This is a genomic window from Spirosoma aerophilum, from assembly GCF_054782495.1.
The window spans coordinates 1,242,476-1,265,061 of the sequence record NZ_BAAGSJ010000013.1 but is presented as its reverse complement, the minus strand read 5'-3'; the positions used below and the strand labels follow the sequence as shown (position 1 = coordinate 1,265,061).

Annotated in this window: 12 protein-coding genes; 6 read left to right on the top strand and 6 right to left on the bottom strand. The window is 50.2% G+C overall.

Annotated elements, in window-relative coordinates; all coding sequences use genetic code 11:
- The first annotated feature begins 38 nt into the window (after positions 1 to 38).
- The 6 genes from ACYVK4_RS16645 (at position 39) to ACYVK4_RS16620 (ending at position 10,923) form a co-directional block, all read left to right on the top strand.
- A complete protein-coding gene (locus ACYVK4_RS16645; protein ID WP_461128647.1) occupies positions 39 to 2,837 on the top strand; it encodes a PAS domain-containing sensor histidine kinase in 2,799 nt (932 codons plus the stop codon).
- 77 nt (positions 2,838 to 2,914) lie between these two features.
- Positions 2,915 to 3,349 (top strand): response regulator, encoded by a 435-nt coding sequence (locus ACYVK4_RS16640; RefSeq protein ID WP_461128646.1) that lies wholly within the window; start codon positions 2,915 to 2,917, stop codon positions 3,347 to 3,349.
- A 115-nt stretch (positions 3,350 to 3,464) separates the two neighbouring features.
- Positions 3,465 to 4,505, top strand: a complete 1,041-nt coding sequence (gene dinB / locus ACYVK4_RS16635) for a DNA polymerase IV (protein WP_461129610.1) — start codon at positions 3,465 to 3,467, stop codon at positions 4,503 to 4,505.
- 1,227 nt (positions 4,506 to 5,732) lie between these two features.
- A complete protein-coding gene (locus ACYVK4_RS16630) occupies positions 5,733 to 6,119 on the top strand; it encodes a hypothetical protein (protein WP_461128645.1) in 387 nt (128 codons plus the stop codon).
- A gap of 212 nt (positions 6,120 to 6,331) precedes the next feature.
- The gene (locus ACYVK4_RS16625; RefSeq protein WP_461128644.1) at positions 6,332 to 9,532 is read left to right on the top strand and encodes a SusC/RagA family TonB-linked outer membrane protein; all 3,201 of its coding nucleotides are present in this window, start codon (positions 6,332 to 6,334) and stop codon (positions 9,530 to 9,532) included.
- A gap of 8 nt (positions 9,533 to 9,540) precedes the next feature.
- Positions 9,541 to 10,923, top strand: a complete 1,383-nt coding sequence (locus tag ACYVK4_RS16620; RefSeq protein ID WP_461128643.1) for a RagB/SusD family nutrient uptake outer membrane protein — start codon at positions 9,541 to 9,543, stop codon at positions 10,921 to 10,923.
- A gap of 456 nt (positions 10,924 to 11,379) precedes the next feature.
- Here ACYVK4_RS16620 and ACYVK4_RS16615 read toward each other — a convergent pair whose 3' ends face one another.
- From ACYVK4_RS16615 to ACYVK4_RS16590, 6 genes are all read right to left on the bottom strand, one after another.
- The gene (locus ACYVK4_RS16615) at positions 11,380 to 12,774 is read right to left on the bottom strand and encodes an acyltransferase family protein (RefSeq protein ID WP_461128642.1); all 1,395 of its coding nucleotides are present in this window, start codon (positions 12,772 to 12,774) and stop codon (positions 11,380 to 11,382) included.
- A gap of 339 nt (positions 12,775 to 13,113) precedes the next feature.
- Positions 13,114 to 14,190: an SMP-30/gluconolactonase/LRE family protein gene (locus ACYVK4_RS16610; protein ID WP_461128641.1), complete on the bottom strand. Its 1,077-nt coding sequence runs from the start codon at positions 14,188 to 14,190 to the stop codon at positions 13,114 to 13,116.
- Positions 14,191 to 14,523: 333 nt separating this feature from the next.
- Positions 14,524 to 16,305, bottom strand: coding sequence for a DUF885 domain-containing protein (locus ACYVK4_RS16605; RefSeq protein ID WP_461128640.1), 1,782 nt, complete (start codon positions 16,303 to 16,305; stop codon positions 14,524 to 14,526).
- Positions 16,306 to 16,379: 74 nt separating this feature from the next.
- Positions 16,380 to 17,267 carry an FHA domain-containing protein gene (locus ACYVK4_RS16600; protein WP_461128639.1) on the bottom strand — a complete coding sequence of 296 codons (888 nt, stop codon included), beginning with the start codon at positions 17,265 to 17,267 and terminating at the stop codon, positions 16,380 to 16,382.
- 26 nt (positions 17,268 to 17,293) lie between these two features.
- Entirely contained in the window at positions 17,294 to 21,265 is a 3,972-nt protein-coding gene (locus tag ACYVK4_RS16595; RefSeq protein ID WP_461128638.1) for an FtsW/RodA/SpoVE family cell cycle protein, read from the bottom strand.
- Between the two features lie 22 nt (positions 21,266 to 21,287).
- Positions 21,288 to 22,583 (bottom strand): serine/threonine protein kinase, encoded by a 1,296-nt coding sequence (locus ACYVK4_RS16590; protein WP_461128637.1) that lies wholly within the window; start codon positions 22,581 to 22,583, stop codon positions 21,288 to 21,290.
- Positions 22,584 to 22,586: the final 3 nt, after the last annotated feature.

Sequence of the window (22,586 nt, the reverse complement as noted above, 5' to 3'; positions counted from 1 at the left end):
TTCGTTTAATTGTAGAACGATTTATCCACACATATTTAATGAAGAATGAGAACAAATCAGTCTTACCGGAGTATGGTGCCGAACTTGAACGGTTAGTTTTTACCCTTCAGGATGCAGGCATAGGCACCTGGTCATATCATTTGAGTAAAAAGGCGTTTTATCTCGATGAGCAGTGTCAGACCCTGTTTGATTTACCGACTGATGGCCCCGTTGCAATAGATCAGTTACTGGACTGCCTGTATGCGGATGACCGGGAGGTTTTCGGGAGTGCAGTGCAACAGGCGTTGATAAATCCGGAGGCTGGTCAGTTTTCGGGTAAGTTCAGCACCCGGTCAATGCCTAACCGCTGGCTTGACAACAGAGGTACCGCCTATTTTGATGCAGAGGGGATTCTCCAGCGTTTTTCGGGCGTAGTGCAGGATATAACCCATTTGGTTGGGCAACGGCAAAAACAATTAGAAGGAACGATTTCCCATAGGGAGAATGCTGAGCCTTTTTATGCCCAGTCTGATCGGTTAAAACTTCTTTTTGATCAGGCACCAGTTGTACTTTCCATCATGGGGCGGCAACCCGATTTTGTGTACCAGATGGCAAACCCGGCTTATGCTGAATTTATCGGTCGGCCACTGGATGAGATAATTGGGAAACCGTTGCTGGAAGTGCTCCCCGAAATTAAGGGTCAGGGTTTCGACACCGTACTGGAGCAGGTCATGACGTCGGGCATACCTTACATTGCCCGGGAAGCGCCCGTTACGTTAAACCGCCGGGGAAAAACTGAACTGCTCTATCTGGATTTTATCTACCAGCCGATATATTACGCAGAAGAAGAAGCTATGGGCGTCATGGGTCTCGTCATCGACGTAACCAACTCGGTCGCCAGTCGTAAAAAAGTAGAGCAAAGTGAAACCCGTTTCCGCCAGGTGATTGAGCAAACTCCTGTCGCTATGCTCCTGGTAAAAGGGCCCGACTTTGTGTTTGATACCGTCAACCAGTCGATGCTTTCGCTGCTGAGCCGAGGTACAGAAATCATTGGCAAGTCGGCTCTGGAAGCCCTGCCTGAACTGGCCAGTCAGCCCATAATGGACATATTGAAACGGGTATACGAAACGGGCGAATCCTATAACGGGTGGGCTGTGGAGATTCCGCTCGTGCGCAATGGCGTGCTTGAAACTGCCTATTTCAACCTGAATTATACGCCCTATTTCGAAGGTAGTCAGCTTACGGGTATTATTCAGGTAGCCAATGAAGTGACTGAACAGATCAAAGCCCGGAAGATAGTGGAAGCCAGCGAAGCTCGTTTCCGTACCTTATTACAGGCTGCTCCGGTGGCCATCGGGTTATTTGTTGGGCGCGATCTGGTCATTGAATCGCCCAATCAGGCGTTTATCGATCTCGTTGGCAAAGGCGATACGATTGTAGGAAAAACGCTGCGGGAGGCCATGCCGGAACTGGAAGATCAACCGTTTCTGCAAATACTGGATGATGTATTCACCGCCGGAAAGTCTTTTCAGACATTCGACGCGCAGGTCAATGTGATGCATAACGGTGTCTTGACATCCGGCTATTACGACTTTAGTTACACCCCGGTCCTGAATGCAGAAAATGAAGTTTATGCAATCCTCGAAATAGCGCAGGATGTTACGGAACGGGTGGTAAACCGGCAGAAAGTCGCCGAAGCGGAAGAAAGTTTTCGGGGCGCTATTGAATTGGCTGAACTGGGTACATGGAGCATTGATCCGGCAACAGGCGCGGTGTTTTATTCTGAGCGGCTCCGTAACTGGTTTGGCTACGAAGACAGCGAAGTGATCGACATGGCATTTGAACCAGTGCACAAAAAAGATCGGTTACGCGTTAAAAAAGCGATTGCTTATGCACTTAAGCCTGAATCGGGAGGTATTTATGAGGCCGAGTTTACCGTCGTAAATAATCGAACAGGTATCGAACGGATTTTACATGCACAGGCCAAGACGTATTTTACCGACGAGCGGAAAGCCTACAAAATGATGGGCACTGCCCGGGATGTGACAGAGCAGCGGAAAGCACAGGTGCGGCTGGAGCAGGAAGTTCAACAGCGAACCCAGGCCTTGATGCTGGCCAATCAGGACTTAATACGCTCGAATGACAACCTGCAGCAATTTGCTTACGTTGCCAGCCACGATTTACAGGAGCCTCTTCGAAAAATTCAGTCCTATGGCGACATTTTAAAGGAGCAGTTTGCTTCCCAACCTGGAGAGGAAACGTACTACCTGGAACGTATGCAGTCGGCCGCCAGCAGAATGTCTGGTCTAATCAAAGATCTGCTTGCTTTCTCCCGGATTTCAATTCAGCAGGATGCCACGGAAGCTGTTTCGTTAATGGATGTGGTTAACTCAGTTCTTATCGACCTGGAACTGGCTATTCATGAAACAGGTGCTGCTGTTACCGTTGGGGCGCTGCCTACCATACAGGGCGATTCGTCTCAGCTAGGGCAACTTTTTCAGAACCTGATCAGTAATGCCCTGAAGTTCCGTCAGCCTGCAACAGCCCCGGTTATAACGATTACGTCAAAACGAATACTGGCGGCCAATCTGCCCCGCTCCATCAAGCCCGTTCGAATGGTTGGCGCGTATCATTGTATCGATGTTGTTGATAATGGGATTGGGTTTGATGAGAAATACGTAGACCGGATTTTTCAGGTGTTTCAGCGTCTTCACGCAAAAAACGAGTTTACGGGTACAGGAATCGGCCTGGCGATCTGCGAAAAAGTGGTGGCCAATCATGGGGGATGCATCACCGCACAGAGCAAACCCGGAAAGGGAGCTACGTTTACCGTTTATCTTCCGGTGGATGGATTTTAAACCAATTAATAGGCAGTTGCACGAATAAAATTTTTCAATCCATCTATCTTTTTCTAAATGTTCAACGTTGACCTAATATGCTTACTTCTTTTCTTATTTTGGTAGTTGATGATGATCCGTTGCTTAAAGACATACTAGACAGAGCCGCGCAAAACAATTTTCCGGAAGCCTCTTTTATACAAGTGAACCGTTTTGAAGAGGCAAAAAAGTATATTGAAGAACTGGAAGGTAAAGTACCAAAAATCGTATTACTGGATGTCGATTTACATGACCGGGTCGATGGACTTGATTTTCTGGCCTTAATTCGGGTACACCCCAAAGGCCGGGCATTACCTGTTGTCGTCCTTTCGGCCAATGATACGCCACAGCTTGTAGAGCGCTCCTATACATTTGGGGCGTCTTCATTTACGCTGAAGCCCTTTAGCTTTGAGGATTGGAAACAGTATCTCTCCCGATTACGAATGTACTGGTTTGAAACGGTCACCTTGCCGGATGTTCGGCATACGATGTAAGCCACTTAACCCGTTTGAAGAACTTATAAACAGGGGATCCCGGTCGTAGCCGGACAATAACCCTGCGCAATTACTTGTGGACCAGCCCATCGACAGGAAAATAATTCACATCGATATGGACGCCTTTTATGCCTCCGTCGAACAGCGCGATAATCCGGAATTGTGTAACAAGCCGCTGGCAGTTGGTGGTGGGGGTAATCGGGGCGTGGTGGCTGCGGCAAGCTACGAAGCCCGACAATATGGCGTCCGCTCTGCCATGGCTTCCTCAGTAGCTCTTCGAAAGTGTCCCGAGTTGCTTTTCGTGAAGCCCCGATTTGAGGTTTATAAAGCGGTTTCTGCTCAGATAAAAGCCATTTTTGCGCGTTATACCGATCTCATTGAGCCATTATCGCTGGATGAAGCTTACCTGGATGTCAGCAGCTCCGTAACAAACGGTATGTCTGCCACTCAAATTGCTCAGACCATCAAAGCAGAGATCAGGCAGGAAACCCTATTGACCGCATCGGCAGGTGTATCCTATAATAAATTTCTGGCCAAGATTGCCTCCGACTACCGGAAGCCAGATGGCTTATTCGTGATCAGGCCACATCAGGGACTGCCATTTGTTGAGAAACTCGCTGTGGCCCAGTTTCACGGTATTGGCCATGTTACGGCGGCAAAAATGAATGCGCTCGGTATTTTTACGGGCCTTGATCTTCGCCAGCAGTCTGCAGAATTCCTAACGAAACATTTCGGAAAAGTAGGCCAGTATTACTATTCCATTGCCCGGGCTATTGACCATCGGCCGGTACAGGCAAATCGTTTACGCAAATCGGTTGGATCAGAAACGACATTTGAACACGATTTAAACGAACCCGAAGCGGTACTGCGGGAACTGGCCCCGATCGTAAGTAAAGTCTGGAGTTATTGCGAGCGAACTTCCGTGTTGGGCCGAACCGTTACGCTTAAGATAAAATACGCTGATTTTACCCAGATCACCCGAAGTCGGACAGCTGTCCGACTGATTACCAGCAAGACTACGTTTAGTCAACTGGCGGTAGAATTGGTTGAGGCTACGTTTCCGATCCCTAAGGGGATTCGGTTGCTGGGAGTTTCTTTGTCAAGTCTTCAGACAGGTGATCTACCTGCCAACGGTCAGTTGAGCCTTGATCTGTAACCTGTTCATCAGTCTTGCTGAAGATTAGAATGTAGTCTGCAATACTCTCTGATTATAAACCGGCCGTGAGAAATCAGGGAAGAAAGCGCTTGTTTTGACGCCGAAGGTGTCGGGCTGTTGACCAGAGTAAATGACCGGGTAATAGTCGCACCCGGCAAATTCACGATTAAAATAACTTGGATAGCGGGTTGGGGGAGATAAGCGTAGGCGCAATTTTAACTTCCCAAACCATTTTTCTGTAGTTACCTAACAATTGCTCGAAAGCCAACATCGATAAGGAGACGTTACTACTTGAGTGGTCTTTTTCAATTGTTTGTTTTCGCTTACTCATCAAAAGGTGTGCAGAGGGTTATAGAAAGCTCAAAGATAAATGTTTGTACATCTATATGCGAATTTTGAAAGATAAAAATGATTCTATGGGATAAGAAAGTATCTTATTTATTCAGAAAAATGTATTATAGTTACAATATGTTTTTCCTGATAAAACTATACCTTGTCATTGACCATTTAGAGAACCAACACCTTTACCGTCTGTCCCAAATATCCTTTATCAACTTTTTGAAAGATTTACCTTTGGTTAATAGCTATCCAAACGTTGGTGATTTTCGTCATGCGTAAACCCTTGCTAATATCTATATTGGTGGCTGCGGTTATAACGCCGTTTTGTCTTTTAGGTTATATTGATTCATTCATTCTGGTAGGACTGTGTGTTATGGTGCTATTACTCCTGATGGCAAGGCATGCGCGTAAACGATAATTTCGGGTGGGCAATAGTCTGCTGCCCTGAAGCAGGATCAAACGGATTATTATTTCTTTGAGTACAACCAGGTTTCAACATAGAAAGCCTGACTAAGCGTCAGCAAGCTTCACCCCGTCTAACGTCCCTATATTGCTAAGTAACTCAGACGTTTATATGTAAACGTTAATTATCAGATATTTTCTGACCATTAAATTACACCGTTTCATAACTGTGTTGGTGCACTAAAATGGCTCACCAGGGATTTTTGTGTTTTTTCACGTTCGTAATAAACTGCTCCCCAGTTCTTCTCAACAAATTTCATTGAACAATTTTAACGGATACAAAGTAAGGTTGCTGAAACGCCGGGCTGGTGGCTTCGGTCATTCTTTTCTGTAAAGCAAAGGATAATTAGAAAAACAGAGTAGGATTCTATAGCCCGAGCAGCTCCTGGAGATTTAAGTGTTTTGTTAACGGTTGAACTGAAATTAATGAAAACGATCTACGAGTGGCTTCTGCACAATATTGGAAATGAAGCCAATTTTTATACGATCCTGAATTGTCAGCGTTCCGAAGCCTCCGAGCTCGACGAATACATCCGGGTGATGGCCAGAACGAAGGAATTTAAGGTCCTGAATATGGTTTTAGGGGGTCAGAGCAAGGTGGACTCTCTGGAAAACATTAGCGGTTTATCCTCAGGGGAGGCCCATTCGCAACCGGTTGAGCTTGCTGATGAGCAAGCGGTTATTCATTATCTGGCTACAGGTGAGGTGAAAAACGGATCGGCTGGAAATACCGCGTCGGGTATCCGCCTTTGGGTTGTTGAGCCCGGGGGGGCTGCTGGGGAGGTTTCATTTCCACCAGCGCAAGATGCTTGAGGGTCAATCAGTAAGGCTGATAGTGAAAGTTTATTGCAATTATTTCTATCAATAATTAAATAAAATACTAAAGCTATAATTTAAGTGGGAAATATCCCGATAATCGTTCAGTAATGAATATAATTGCATATCGCTGGTTGGCACCCATTAACCTATTGTCGTTTATTGGGGCTAATCAGTAGTGTGTAAATATTTTATCAAACTTACCCAATATGATAAATTCATTACCGGATTATGTCAGGATAGGTGGTCAAAAATGGCTTCTTATCCCACTTTTATGTTTTGCGTTTCAGTTTTCGTTTGCCCAGTCGGCTATTACGGGTACTGTGACGGATGCAGCAACAGGCGAGGCACTGGCGGGGACCACCGTACAGGTTAAAGGGACCAACGTAGGAGCCACCAGCGATGCCAGCGGGAAGTACCAGATTTCGTTACCTGCCCGTGGTACCGTGCTGGTTTTCTCGTTTATAGGGTATCAGCCCCTCGAAATTACCGTAGGTAATCGGAGTGTTGTCGATGCGAAACTGAGTAGTTCAGATAATGCGCTCAGCGAAATCATTGTGGTCGGGTATGGGGTACAGAATCGGCGGGATGTGACAACGGCCATTGGCTCAGTTAAGGCCAGGGATTTAGCGAACCAGCCAGTAGCCAGTTTTGATCAGGCGCTGGCGGCTAAAATTGCGGGTGTTCAGGTAACCCAGACATCGGGAGCCCCGGGTGCCGCACTGTCGGTACGGGTGCGGGGAACGGGCTCCATCAGCGCCGGAAACGATCCGCTGTATGTAGTAGATGGAATCCCGCTTTCGCGCGATACCAAGTTTGCGACGGGAAGTACCAACACGCAATTTCCGGACAATCCCATTAATGTGCTGAGTACACTCAATACCGATGATATTGAAAGCATTGAAGTGCTCAAAGATGCTTCGGCAGCCGCTATCTATGGCTCCAGAGGTTCCAACGGCGTGGTTTTACTAACCACCAAGCGGGGGAAGGAAGGGAAAACTATTGTCAGCTATGATTCGTACGTTGGCGTTCAGCAGGTGTCGAAAAAGATCGACATGCTCAATGCCTATGAATATGCGCAACTGAGCTATGAAGCCAAGAACAATGCGTACCTCGACCGCAATCCAACGGGTAAGCCTACCGATGCCAACGCCATCCGGAGTACTGGCGTGGGTGCGCCCAGCACGCTTATTCAGCCCGAAATTGTCCCGTATTTATCCGGTCAGCCTGGGTTGACAAATACGGACTGGCAGGACGCCATTTTCCGGTCGGCACCGATCCAGAACCATACCATTTCGATTTCAGGCGGGAAGGAAAACGTAAAGTTCTACGTGTCGGGCAACTACCTCGATCAGCGGGGTGTGGTCATTAACTCCGGTTTTAAGCGCTATAGTGCCCGGGCCAACGTCGATGTGAAGAGTGGTCGGCTCACGGTGGGGGCAAACCTGAACCCAACGTATTCGTATCACGATCTGATCAAGGCAGAAGGCCCGTATCTGGGCGAAGGTGTTATTGGACTGGCCCTGCAAATGGCACCGATCTTTCCGGTGTATAACGCCGACGGCTCCTACAATTTCGGGAACAATGGCTGGGGTTATGGGGCTACTTCGATCCTGAATCCGGTAGCTATCGCCAATCAGGTGAGCGATAAGTTGGGTCAGTTACGGGTGTTGGGCAATACGTATGCTCAATACGAGATTTTGAAGGGGCTTTCGTACCGGCTGAGTCTGGGAACGGATATTAACAGTTTCCAGCGGGATTACTACCGGCCATCGACGCTCGAAATCAGGGACCGCAAAGGCCCATCTGTACCCACCGGTTTTTCCAGAGCACAGAACTTTGTGAACTGGATCGTGGAGAACACATTGAATTACAACCGGTCTTTCGGGGTGCATAACTTATCGGCATTGGCGGGCTTCTCGTCGCAGAAAGATCGTCGTGTAGCGAATGAACTGACGGCAACCAACTTCCCCAACGACCTGGTGCAGACGCTCAACGCGGGTCAGGTATCGTCCGGAAGTTCCGATGTTCAGGAGTGGTCGCTGCTTTCCTACATTGGTCGGGTGCAGTACGATTACAATGGAAAGTACCTGTTGTCGGCAGCTATTCGGGCCGATGGCTCGTCACGCTTCGGAAAAGCCAATCGCTGGGGGTATTTTCCATCTGTATCGGCCGGCTGGAATCTATCGCAGGAGTCGTTCCTTAAATCGGCTACCTGGCTCAGTGATTTGAAACTGCGGGCCAGCTACGGACTAACCGGCAACTTCCAGATACCAAACTATGGGTCTGTCAGTCTGCTTGGCTATCAAAACTACATCCTCGGCCCCGAGACCATCGTGAGCGGATTGGCCCCGACAAATTCGGCCAATGATAAGCTCCGGTGGGAAAAAACGGCTATGTTCGATATTGGCTTCGATGTCAGTTTCTTTCGGAATCGCCTGAATATGACCGTCGATTATTACCATGCCAATACTTCCGACCTGCTGCTGAATGTACCCGTTCCGCGTGCGTCAGGCTTCAGCACCGAGTTACAGAACATCGGTAAAGTGAACAACCAGGGTCTGGAACTCACACTGGGTACACGCCAGACATTTGGTCGGTTCCGCTGGGATGCCAGTGCCAACATAGCCGCTAACCGAAATAAAGTGATCGCGCTCGGACCGTCCGGCGACCCGATCATTGTGGCCGGTGGTGTGGCCGGGGCGCAGTTTATTACCCAGATTGGACACCCGATTGGCGAGTATTATACGATGATTAATGACGGTGTCTTTAAAAATCAGGCTGAAATTGACGCCTATCCGCATACCACAACTACCCGGCCAGGCGATTTTAAATTCAGAGATAACAATGGCGATGGGAAGATTGACTTTAGCAGCGACCGGGCTGTTACGGGCAGCTATTTTCCCAAGTTCACCTTTGGCTTTACCAACAACTTCGCTTATCGGGGTTTCGATCTGGGGGTGGCCGTTCAGGGTGTTCAGGGGCATAAGATCCTGAACCTCATCCGGCGCTATATTTATAACATGGAAGGCAACGGCAACCTCTTCAGGGGGGCGCTCGACCGCTGGCAATCGGCCGATAATCCGGGCAATGGTTTGGTCAACCGGGCCAACCGGCTGGCTTCGGGCTCCAACGGTGAAATCTCCACCTGGCATATCGAAAGCGGCTCGTACGTCCGCATTCGTACAATTACGCTCGGGTATTCGCTGCCAACGACGCTGCTGCAAAAGATAAAGCTGAGCCGCGCCCGATTGTATGTGACCACGCAAAATCCGTTCACGTTCACTAAATACCTTGGCTACAATCCGGAAGTGAACAGTCGGCCCGACAGTGCCCTCTCGTCGGGTGAAGACTACGGTACTTATCCGTTACCCCGCACCACATCCGTTGGCCTCAACCTGTCTTTCTAGAAACCGTCATGAAAAAAATAACTTTAGTCGTTGCCTTACTCATCGGGCTGTCGGCCTGCCGGAAGGACTTTCTGGACTTAAAACCCCTGTCGCAGCCCAACGCTGACAATTTTTATAAAACCGCCAATGATTTCGGTAATGCGGTAAATGGTGCGTACGATGCGCTCCAGAGTCCGAGCCAATATGGTGGTGATTACAACACAATCGTCGAGGCCAGAAGCGATAATGTTCTCGATAATGATCCGTCTTCCAGCGCCGGCCTCCGGTACAACATCGACCGGTTTATTGAGCCAACGACCAACTCGGTCCTGCGGGATACCTGGGGAAGTCTGTACACGGGTATCAACCGCTGCAACCTGATTCTGGACAAGATCGATGCGGTCAACATGGATGCTGCGCTCAAAGCCCGCTATAAAGGCGAAGCGCAGTTTATCCGGGCGTTGTCCTACTTCAATTTGGTTCGGTTGTGGGGGCGGGTGCCGCTGGTGCTGAAAGCAGGTACAACGACCGAAGCCCGCTCGTTTGTTCGGAATGAAGTGCCCGAGATCTACGCAGCCATCGAAAAAGACCTGACCGATGCGGCTGCCGGTTTACCTGCTGCCTATACAGGCGTTGATGTTGGTCGGGCTACTTCGGGCGCGGCCAAGGGCTTGCTCGGTAAGGTGTATGTAACGGAGAAGAAATATGACCTGGCGGTGTCGACCCTGCGAGATGTCGTGAATGGCACAACCTATCGATTGCTGCCCAATGTAGCTGATGTATTCCTGGTCACCAACAAGAATAATGCGGAAATTTTGTTTGCCGTTAAGTTCAAAAAAGGTGGTTTGCAGGGTGAAGGACATGGTTCCTGGTACGGTACCAGCATTGGCGACAATATCGAACCTTCGTTGCGGGCCGCTTATTTGCCAACGGATAAACGGCTCCCATTAACCGTTCAGGTACCCGTGCCGACCAGTATCAATGCTGTACCGCGTAAGTTTTACGATGAGTTGTCGGGCACCAATGATGTCGGCAACGATTTCCCGGTGCTGCGTTTTGCCGACGTCCTGCTCCTGTATGCCGAAGCCCTGAACGAAGTTAGCTATCAGTCTGATGGCGAAGCCTTCCGAACCCTGAACCTGGTGCGCACGCGGGCGGGTGTTCCCACCTATACGGGTGCCCAACTGCCAACAAAAGAGGCTTTTCGGACGGCAATAATCAATGAACGTCGGTTGGAGCTGGCGCTGGAGAACGACCGCTGGTTCGATCTAATTCGTACCGGTACGGCCGTGGACGCCATTAAAGTGACGGGCATCACCATGCCTGCGTATCGAACACTTTATCCCGTTCCGCAATCGGAAATTGACACGTACAACAACAGCTCGACATTCCCGCAAAATCAGGGATATTAAGGTGTAAAGCGGTTGTCATCCGGTAAATAGCTTAGTCTTCGTTTATCCGGTAAGGTAAATAAGTAATCGGCTTGATACGCTTGAGGGCCTGGTTAAAACATAAATGCCATATCGTCAGGATATGGTATTTATTGTTTAAAATTGGTTTAACGTGCATAGAGACGATTTTCCTATCATCGATCAGCTTTTTACCGTGAACGGCTACTTATTTAACGTGAATAATGGCTAAATGCAGGTTAGCATTCGTTTAACTGAAGATCAGAATCCAGGCTAGATCAAAAAGATTTCACCACAGAGGCACAAAGAACACAGAGGTTGATCAGGAAACTTTATTTCCTGATCAACCTCTGTGTTCTTTGTGCCTCTGTGGTGAAATCTTTTTGATCTAATCGCTGTATAACGTGGGTGATAACTGCGTATAAGCTAGATTTTAAGCTAATCAACCCATTATTCACGTTATTTAAGCGGATACCGCCTGCCATTGAGCAGCGTTCCCAGCCAGGTATTCCGAACGCCAAAGTGATAGGTCAGGAAGAGGATGGCAAACGTGGGCACGAATATGAGCGGCATTTTCAACAGCCAGTGAAGCTGAAGCGGAGCCACCAGAATCTGAAAAAAGACAACGATGGGCAAGTGAGCGAGGTAGATCCAGTAGGCTGAATCGGACAGGTAGCGAATGCGTTTGCTGGGGGTATCAAAATACTGAAGAATGACACCTATGAAGGCAAATACGGCCGTCATGGATCCAACTGCATAAATGACATTTGTAACCGGCAGAAAGCCACTGACAATTTTAGGGTCAATAGCGGGCAAATTTGGGGGAGCCGCCTGAAGATAAGTCAGTCTCAGCAGGAAAAACGTGAGCCCGCCCAATAAGACGATACTAATGGCCAGATTTAGTTTCCAGAATCGTTTCAGCTCTGTTATAAGCGCGGGTTGCCGATGAAAAAACCAGCCGACGGTAAAAAAAAGCCCATAGGTACCCAGTCCGCTCAGAACCGGAATAACACCTTTCATGGCTTCTACACCAACCCAACTGGGCCCATTGAACATGGGTAAAACCAGAATCAAACCAAGTGCTACTCCACCCCATGAATTTCGGGCCAGTTTAGCCAACCCTTTGTCCAAAGCAATTCGGATTCGGTGCGACCGATCGAGTTTTATAAATAAAGGTCTTGTTACAGAAACCGTAAGGCAGAAAATCATCAAAACATACAGGAACCAAAGATGAACCGTGGTTACGTTTGTATTGAACCACTTCAGGGTGAGTACATTATCTTTCATGATCAACCAGGGAGCTATTTTTGCCATTGGCGTATTGGGAAAGAAGATTCCCATTCGCTGCTGTCCCCACACCCAAAGGGTTACTGCAAGCATATATATAAGTGGCATGAACAGCAGAAAAGGAAGTAGAATGCGACGAACCCTATGCGTGAAAAAGCCTTTTGCCCCTTGTCGGTGGTAAATGAAATGGGCAAAATACCCGGCAATCACGAAAAAGGCCTGCATACGAAAGGTGTGGGACAGGTAAAAGAATCCATCCATAAAAACGCTGGGTTGTGAGTCGCGAACGGCCCAGAAATAGCCTATGTAGGAGACAAAAGACAGACTCCCATGAAAAAAGACTCCCAGAATCAGGGCAAATGCCCGAACGGCATCCAGCGCATGAAAACGATCCGACTGTGTGGATAGGGATGGTGCAGATTGAGGAAATGGATCGCTTAGCGATTGACTTGTAATAAATGGAAGGGGTAGGATACTACCATCATGGGTGGACTCGGTAAAAGGGGTTTGAACCAGAGTAGATGGCTCCTGGCCAATGTTTAGTACGTTTGATTGGATGGCTTTCATGTTTTCGAGGTGGAAAAAAGTAGAGATACTGTCCTTGTGGGCGACCATACAATATTCCAATACTTACCCCGAAGTGAATGTTGGTTTTGGGTCAAATGTGATCGTTATTTGGACATACCGGCCATTAAGCCTATTTATCAGGCTGTTTCAACGAAAAATTCTAAAAATAAATGAAACCTCACCCTTACTTAACCAAGTGCACTGGCCCGTTAGGTTATAACAGCCTGGGAGCCTTCTTATCTGCATGATTGCCTTAATATACGAAGCGATCCATACACGACTGTGTGGATCGCTTCGTGTTAACCGTGCGTGTATATACGTTGCGGATTTGAACTCATCTTATTGACCTGTTGACGCCGGTAATTCATAAACCCCTATGCTTGTCTGGTAAATGCTGCCCAAATACAGTTTGTTCTGAAAGGGGACGGTATTGGTGATATCAGAATAACTTCCCGAAGGGTCATGCAGATTATACACCAGTTTACCGGATTCATCAAAGCCAAGAATGAGCCCATAGTGCTTTGGCTTTTCTGGAGTCAGGTTAAGCATAAATATCACTTTACGCAGGAACGGATAGGGAAGTAGTTTGTCGAGCGCTTCTGATCGGTGCGATGGCATACTTAACCAGATCGTTCCTTCCGGGCTGATGTTGACCCCATCCGGAAAGCCTGGCAAGTTATCCAGAAAGACTTCGGACTTCCATTTTTTGGCTCCGCTTAAAAAGTATTTCAATACCTGGTACTTTGTCATGTTATTGACCAGAACATAAGAGCCATCCCGCGATACGGCAACGCCATTGGCGAAATATAAATCATCCAGTAATTGCTCTGTTTTTCCTGTTTTTAGGGAATAGCGAAACAGATTTCCATTTGCCCCATGCTCAAAAACATCCAGCATATGAATGGCGTCTGGAAATTTATCGGAAGCCTCCGAGAAAATAATGGTGCTGTCAGGGCCAAAATCCAGGTCATCCGCAAATGTAATAAGTCGACCACTACAGGAATTAGTCAGCACAGTCAATACGCCTGTGGGTGATATTTTGAGCAACCCTTTGGGTGAGTCTGCCGTGTATACGTTCCCTTGCTTGTCTACGATCATCCCCAAAGGCCGTCCGCCTGTTTTGGCCAGTACCCGTCGGTTTTTAAAATCAGTGCTAAAGGCCAGAATATTTCCATCAACGTCACCGGCATACACATTCCCTAAACTATCGACCGCTACATCTTCGCATCGATTGCATTGCCCATTCGCCATTTTGTGTAAGGCACCCAGTGCGTGATTGGGAGCAAATTGTCCTGTCAAACCAACATCCGCTTGTGGCGTCCAGCCTTGAGGATCTATTGGTACCGGATAAAACAATATGTAAGCCAGGAACACACCCACTAATACTAAAACAACTTGATTAACACGCTTTCTCATATTTTTTTAAGTTAAGGTGGCTTCTGGTGTACGGGTGATAAGACAATTAAAATGCCCGGATTACAGGTGTAAGGGTGGTAAGGGCTTAACGGTTTGCCTGCGCACCGATGGGTATATACGTCGTTTTGAACTCGTTTGCAATATGCCAATACTACCTTCGAATCAACCGTTGGTTTTAGGCCAAATGTGATTGGATTTGGGCCAAGCTGTGAATATATGTTTAACTGGAAAATGAGCTGGCCGGTAGGGCTGGGGTTTACCCCAGCCCTACCGGCCAGCTCATTTTAAAAACATGTTATAGGTAGGTACGAAAAATGCCGTTTCAGCAGGTGCTTATTTTTGCCGTTCAGCCCAGGCATCCATTTTGTTTTCCAGCACATCAAGCGGCATACAGCCATCTTTCAGAAATTCATCATGGAAAGCGGCCAGGCTAAACTTGCTCCCAAGCTGAGCTTCATATTTACTGCGTAACGACCGAATCTTTAGCGCGCCAATCTTATAGGAGAGGGCCTGACCGGGAATCGCCATGTAACGTTCGATCTCTGCGGTAGCACCCTGTTCAGAAATGGGCTCATTGTCCATCATGTATTTAATCGCCTGCTCGCGGGTCATGTGTTTGGTGTGCAAACCTACATCGACTACCAACCGAATGGCCCGGTGAATTTCGTCGCCGAGAGCACCCATGTATTGATAAGGGTCGGTGTATAATCCCAGTTCTTTGCCCAGGGATTCGCAATAGAGCGCCCAGCCTTCACCATAGGCACCGTACCACGCAAAACGCCGGAACTTGGGCAAGTTGGTGTTTTCCTGTTGCAGCGACACCTGGTAATGGTGACCCGGAATGGCTTCGTGGAGGAAAAGTGACTCCATGCCCGAGGTTACGTTAAACGCCTTTGCATCGGGTATGGGTACATAAAAAATCCCCGGTCGACTGCCATCGGCCGACGCCTGATTGTATTCGGCACTGGCCGATGCTTCCCGGAATTTCTCGGTTTGCCGTATCTCGAATTTCGATTTGGGGGTGTTTATGAAATCTTTTTTCAGATTAGGTTCGATCTTCGCCAGGATGGTCTGGAACGCGTAAAGTACCTCTTTCGGGCTTTTATAAGGATAAAACTTCCTGTCTGTTTTGAGGTGTGTAAAAAATTGATCGAGACTACCGCTAAAACCAACCTGCGTCTTTACTTTTTCCATTTCACCCCGGATTCGGGCCACTTCCTTCAGACCGATCTGGTAGATCTGGTCCGGAGTGTCGTTGGTTGTGGTCCAGGTTTTAACGAGATGAGCGTACAGTTCAGGGCCCTTTGGCAACACGTCGATGCCGGATGTGGTCCGGGCTTTTGGCAGGTATTCATCTTTAAGAAAAGCGCCCAGTTTTCGGTAGGTGGGCACGATCTGCTCACTGATGGCTTTTTTGTAAGCTGCCGTCAAACGCTCCTTATCGGCTGCACTAAACGTCGATGGGAGTTTTGTAATAGGTCCGTAAAAAAGGCTTTTGGTAGGATCACTCACGACCAGATCGGTCATTTGCGGGATCATTTTGACCACCAGACTCCTGGGGAGTACATTGTTCGATGCCATGCCCTTTCGAAAGGCGGCAACGGCCGTATCGCCCCAAACCGTGAACGCCGATACCCGTTTTAGCCAGTTATCATAGTCGGCCACCGTTTTAAAAGGTTGGGATCCTTCACCACTGCCCAGTTGGCCGAAAGCCAGGGTAAGACCGGTAAACTGGTTAAAGGGAATCTGTTCCAAATGAAACGGGTACTGCTCCAGCTGCAGAGCCATCTCGCGTGTCAAAATGTCGTACGAGATCTTGTCTTCGTCAGAGAGTTTCTCCCGATCGAAGGTGTTCAGCTTTTCGAGGGTGCCTGTGTAGAACGACCGGGTTTGATCGAGAAAAGCCGGCGAAATATCGTTAGGCAGTTGATCATTATAGCGGTTATCTCCCTGCTGAGTGGCCTCAATGGGGAACAGCTTTAGTCGCTGCTCATAATAGTCATCCAAAACCTTGGCGAAGTCGACATTCGACTGGTTTGAAGGCTGATCGTTTTTTTTGGAGCTACAACTAAGCATGGTGGCGACAACAATGGAAAGAAGAATTGTTTTAGTCATGGGATAATGTGTGTAGAGAAAGGAGAAAGGTATGAGTTTTTAAGGAATTGTTAACCGGGTGCTCTGGGTCAGTGCTATACCAGTTCGAAAAGTAGAGTAACCGCTCCGCCTAACTCAATCTGGTCGCCAGACTGGAGGGGGTAACCCATACCCGGTATGTCGGCCCGCTCCATTCGTTCATCGGGGTGAAATAGCTTGGTTTTGTTGCCACTGGATGGTAAGCCACCGGCATCGACCAGCAAGGAATATTGCCGCCGAATAGCATCGTAGCGGATGGACGCGTGGGCCCGGCTGACAGCGCCGTTGCCTGCCCCTCGCTGCGGATCAAAGCCCGGATCATCGTCATTCAGAATAATGATATCATTTGTGCGAACCCGTCCCGACGTAGTCTGCGAAGAATGACCCCGACCCACGCAAAAGGTGGTTTTCTGCCCCGGATCGAGCCTATATTCGGCCTGTTCTGTTTGACCCACCAGCGCAACAATTCGGGCTAAAAGAGGTGAGGTGTCCGGCTTTGAACTGTCCTGAACTACTAACCCAAACGATCCCTCCCGATACGTGACATCAGGTAACTCATCTCTATAAATGGCATACTCGAACCGCCAGTCTGACGGAAGCTTAATGTAGTTGTCCGCCAGTTGTCGGCTGAGTTCCCGCTGAAACTTTCCCGGCTGACTGGCCCATAGGGCTACTTTGTAAACTTCCTCTTCTTCCGCATTTGGACTTAGGATAAAGAGCTTAACGCCAACGGGGGTTGTTTCCGGCTCGTTTTGGTAGGGGCGGAGTTTGTCCACAATAAACCGAAGCAAACGGTCCCGCTGCTGCCCGGCTGGTGGAGGACCTTGCGGAACCTGAAGTGGAGGTTCGGAAATGAGTTCCGATGATGCTTCCGGCTTGACCGGCTGAGTTGGCTGTGCCGGGCTGAATCCGAACAGATGTTTGACGCTATCAATAAGGCTCATGATGTCTGATGGTAAGGAGAACTGGGTCAAAAACTTCCTAAATAGCCCCGCTGTTTCAGGATGGGTGCCACAAGGGTATTCGCTAATTGAACGGCTTCGGCGGACGATTCGCCTAACTCGATGCGCACACACACGACCGTATGCGATCGGCCATCGGGTGTGGGGGTGAAAAATACATACCAGCCGTCATTCTCACGCACACCCTGTACCATTCGTTCGGGCGTGCCGGTTTTTCCCGCCACCCTGGCGATGCTGATCTTGGACCGTCCCTCGGAGGGGTTTGACTGGTCGATCATGAATGATTCCAACTGCCGGGCGTAGTCAGCCTGACGTGCTATCCGTTTCCCGTCCGGGATCGGCTGGCTCTTACCGCCTATGTTGAGCACGTAACGGGATGGTTGCAAAACCCCCTGGTTTGCTATAGCACCCGCCATTCGGGCGAGGGCTGCGGGCGTGGAAGTAAGTTGTCCCTGGCCCCAGGCTAATCCCGAGAATTCGCTTCGGTACCGTTTCGGATACTGGAGAATAGTATAGAGGCTCCGACGAATTACAAAGGACGAGTCCCGCCAGTGTCGGCGAATCAGCTCCCGTTCCGGGGCTGTGCGGGTATCGGTAAACGAGTAACCACCCACATAGTCTACATTCATGCCGGTTGCCAGGTATAGCTCCGCCAGTTCATTGTCCAGCTTATGATCATTGGCAGTACGAATGAAATAGACATTACTCGACCGGACGATGGCCTTTCGCATATCCACCGACTCGTTGCAGGGCTCAGATTCGCGGGCACCCCGGCGAATAATCTCATCGCACGAAATACGGTAACTGATCTCCGACGCTGTGGAGCCCAGTTTATTGAAAGCTGCCATTGCCGTCAGAATTTTGGCCGTTGAGCCGGGAGCCGTTGGATAGGCCATTCCCAGGTCCCGCTCCGTCACCAGGTAGGGTAGTTTCATCCGGTCGCGGTCAGACAGCAGCATAGCGTCGGGCGTTTGCAGATTTGGCAGCGGGTGCAGGGCAGAAGCCAGCACATCGCCCGAGCTCGCATCCAGCACAACAACGGATACCCGCTTCGTCCGAAAGTCCGATTTTGCCAGAGCGTTCTGAATGGCCACCTGAAGTTCGGCATTGACGCTGAGGTGTATATCCCGATTTTTGGCTTTGCGTTCGGCAACTTCCCGGCTATCGAGTCCGGCCCGCAGCGCCGGTGCCAGTTCACTGTAATCATACACCGACAAGGTACGGGTTTGCTCAACCTCGGGGCTGAAACGGTCGGCCCGGAAGTCGGTGGTTACGAGTTCTGTTTTACGGGGGCGGCTGTTGAACCCCCGCAGCTCGCTCAGGTGAGTGGCTTCGGCATAATAGCCATTGCTTTGGCCCCAGAATAGTTGGGTATTCAGATCGCCCAGCCAAAAAAACAGCTGGTTACCGAAGGGGTAATACCGTTGCTGTCGTTTGCGGGTCAGGCTGGCAACCTGATCGGCATTCAGGCCGCTTTGCCGGAGTTTCCCGAGTTGACGAGTGACAAGGTCGGGTGAACTGGACGCCAGTACCAGTCCGTTACGGTCGTAGATCGTACCAGCCGCCAGCGCTCGCGTCAGTCGTTCGATGCGGGGGTTGTAGCTGTACACCGGGTCGCCGTTTCGGGTAGCCACCCGCGCTGGCCGAACAACGTACTCGCGCCCCCGCCAGCCAATAATGGGTAGCAAATGACTGCACAAAACGACAACTCCGGCAAGGAAACCGGTTATGCCGGCCATCAACACGACATCGTAATGAGTTTCGAGGTATTCCCGTTGGGTGGCCTGTCCCGGCCGGTTCGCCACGCTGAATACGGCCCCCATGGCTGTCAGGTTAATGATAAGCGAGATTTTGCCGTAGCTGAGAAACGGGACACTGATGCCCGTGAGGGGTAACAGACCAATAGATCCGCCCGCAATGATTAAAAACTGTACGCCGGTAGCAATGGCAATACCGGCGATCAGAAAAAAGCTAAACGGCTGACCCGCCCGGCGGGCATGAAGAAACAACCGGTGCAGCAGGATGCCAAACAGCAGAAACACACAAACGACACCCAGCCCACCCAACTCTTCGCCCAGACTTGGCAGAATCATGTCGGTATGGGCCGCCGGAATGGCATTGGCAAAGCCCTTGCCCAAACCCTGTCCAGTCCAGCCGCCGGAGGCCAGTGCCCAGTAACCATGTGCCAGGTGGTCGCCCCCGTATACATCGTTGTTCCAGGGGTTGAGCCACATCGCCTTCCGATCAGCAAGCCGGTCACCAACAAAAGGAAGCAGATCGCCGAAGGCAAACATCGACAGCACCAGCAGCAACAGCACCGGAGCTTCGGCCAGCAGGGCTACCCAACCCAGACCGGTTTTCGAGCGGGCATCGCCCTTCCAGAACAGGTAACCGATCACAAGTAGGAAACACAACACCGTAGCGATCCAGCCGGGAAGCAGCCAAAGCGCCAGGCCGTAGAGAATTCCTGTTGCCAGTGTAACGGGAAGATTACCCCGCGCGATACTATAAAACAGCAAAAAGGTGAAGCAGACCACCAGAGCCGGGCCCATGTCGCCTAACAAAAGGTACAGTAACATCAAAACCCCGGCACCGGCCAGCGCACCAAAGCTGACGGCAAACCGCCAGCGCAGATCGGGGAGCTGCCGAAGTTGCTGCTCGTTGGCGGCAAAGAATCCGGCAAAAAAAAGCAGCAACAAGTATTTGGTTATTTCGCTCGGCTGAAACGTCAGGCCCAGAAATGATAAATTTACCCGGACGCCACTGCCTTCCGGTCCCGAACCTGCCAATAGGGTCAGGGTGGCCAGGCCAACGGCCAGAACGAGCCAGGTCCAGCCCGAAAGCCGGACGGCGTTGCGGTTTTTGAACGAAAAAAGCCAGTCATACTGCCAGTTGGCATAAAAACGTCCGATGTTCAGTTGCGATACGAGGGTCATGCCCAGCAAGCCCAGCCCGATGCCCTGGACGGTCTGTGCGGCAAACAGGGTGTCCTGCAGGGGATCCTGGATGGCGAGCAGGATGAGCACCGACAAACCAGTCAGCAAAAACAAAATGGGTAATAACAAGGGGTCGGGTTGGAAACGCCGGAGGGTCCAGAAGAACTGTACGGCCCAAAAGGCCAGAAACAGTCCGCCAACAATACCCCAGAATTCCCAGAAGAAAGTGGTTGGGGTGCGTACCGTCAAGGCATGGTCGGTCTTAAGCTGGCCATACACGGTTGACCCGATCAGGCGAAGCTGATGGGGGCGGGCCGAAAAGGAAACGCTCTGGTCGCCTGTCAGGTGAGCCGTTCCTTTGCGACTGCCAAACTCAAAGCCAGGCTTGAGGGGCACAACGCTGTAACCTGCCCCCGAACGAAGACCCATGAACTTGAATTGTCCATCGGCATTGGTGCGGGCGTAAATGTATCGATCCTGTAAGGTATCGGGCTGAGCCGTAGCCGGGTGGCGTTTCAGTTGAATCAGTACCCCCGGCATCGGTTGGTCTTCCTTCACCACGCGACCCTGAAAGGCCACCGTTCCGCTGCCGGTAGTTACTTCTGACGGATAGGTTTTCGGGTTGGAAAGCTCGCGATTATACAGGATGGAATCGAAGCCCATTTGCTGGCGGGATAACCGCAAGCGCGTTTGAAAGTCGGCACCGCCAACCCGGCTGCGCCAACTGAGGGGAGCGGCAATGGCATATTGTCGTTTATTCAACGCTCCAAGGTTATCAGGCGCTCCGATGGCGACAAGCTTTGCCGGTAGTGAATCAGCCACGAGGGCAATGTCTTTGGGATCAGAATAATAATTGCCCGTGGTTAGCAGCCGTTGAATGGCCCCGGACGTCAGACCCGGTTTCAGGTCAAGGGCCTGTCCGGCCGCATACCCTTCTTTTGTCTGATTGAGGGTGGGTTGTATAGTAATATAGAGCCGTAGAAACAACAGCAACAGCATGACCGATGCAACTGGTAAATACATACGGTCAGAGGAAACTTTCATAGAGGAATGGCTGGTGAAAAAATCAATTAGGGGTGCCTGTCGAATCCCGGACGGTCGTTGTATCTGGTGTTGCCGTTGCGCTTCGTTGCGGTGTTTCGGCGGCAGGCACGGGAGTTGTTATTACTGAGTCTGTAACCGTTTCTTCTTCTGATTCGGGTGGGGTCGTTGTGGCGGAATCGGAAGCCAAAGGGATGTCACCTATCAGGGAAGAATCCGCAGGAGCAGCGGTAGAATCGGAGACAAACGAGGATGGTGTCGACTCTTTATGCCGCATCTTATACACAACTGCAAAGGCAATCAGCAGTCCGACAGCCAGCACAGCAACCGCAATCATCCAGTTGGTTGATCGTTCGGGCGTCTCCTCGTAAACGGGTTCATAGGTTTCGACAGGGCGTGCGACGGGCCGGGGAGCCGCCATTGTTTGTGAACGTGGAGCCACCGGAGTCGGACGGTTCCCGGACCGATTGGCCTGTAATAATTCCACGTTTGCCTGACCGAGTAATAAGGCCAGCTCCGTTACATCGTTCAGACGTTGGGTGGGGTCTTTAACGAGTGCCCAGTCAATGAGCGTAGCCAGACTCGGCGGCAGATACTGACTATCCGAGAGTATGATGGGTGGAGCGGGCGTGCGCAGCACCTGTCCCATGAAGGTGGCGATACCAGCCGTTTCGGCCATGGAGAAGGGCACCCGGCCCATCACACATTCATAAAAAACAACTCCGAGTGAATAGTAATCAGTGGCTACATCCACACCCTTTGGGTTGTCAAATTGCTCGGGCGAGGCATACTCGTACGTCATCAGCGATTGCCCCGTCATGGTCTGGGTTTGTTCGCGCAGACGGGCCACCCCAAAATCGGTGAGCAGAAAATGGAGTTCGCCACTCGGCAACGGACGAAACAGAATATTTTCTGGTTTAATATCGCGGTGAATAATGCCTTGTGGATGAATGGCGTGAAAGGCTTCGGACATTTGTAACCCCAGGCGAATGGTAGTGGCAATGGACAGGTGGCCCTGTTCCTCCAGAAGCGTTCGCAGGCTACCGCCTTCTACCCATTCCATCACGATAAAGGGCAGGGGCATATCCAGCTGCACCTCCCGCACCCGCACCACATTGGGATGGCGGATGCTGGTCATGATTTCCGATTCGACCCGAAATCGTCGGAGGGTTTCCGGGTCTGTGTTGAGTGTAAAATGCTTGATAGCGACCAGATCACCCGATGCCAGATGGCGGGCTTTGAGCACGCGGGCATTCGAGCGGCCTATTTCGCCGATAATTTCGTAACCAGGAAATTGCGTATTGACGCTTACGGTTGGCATCGA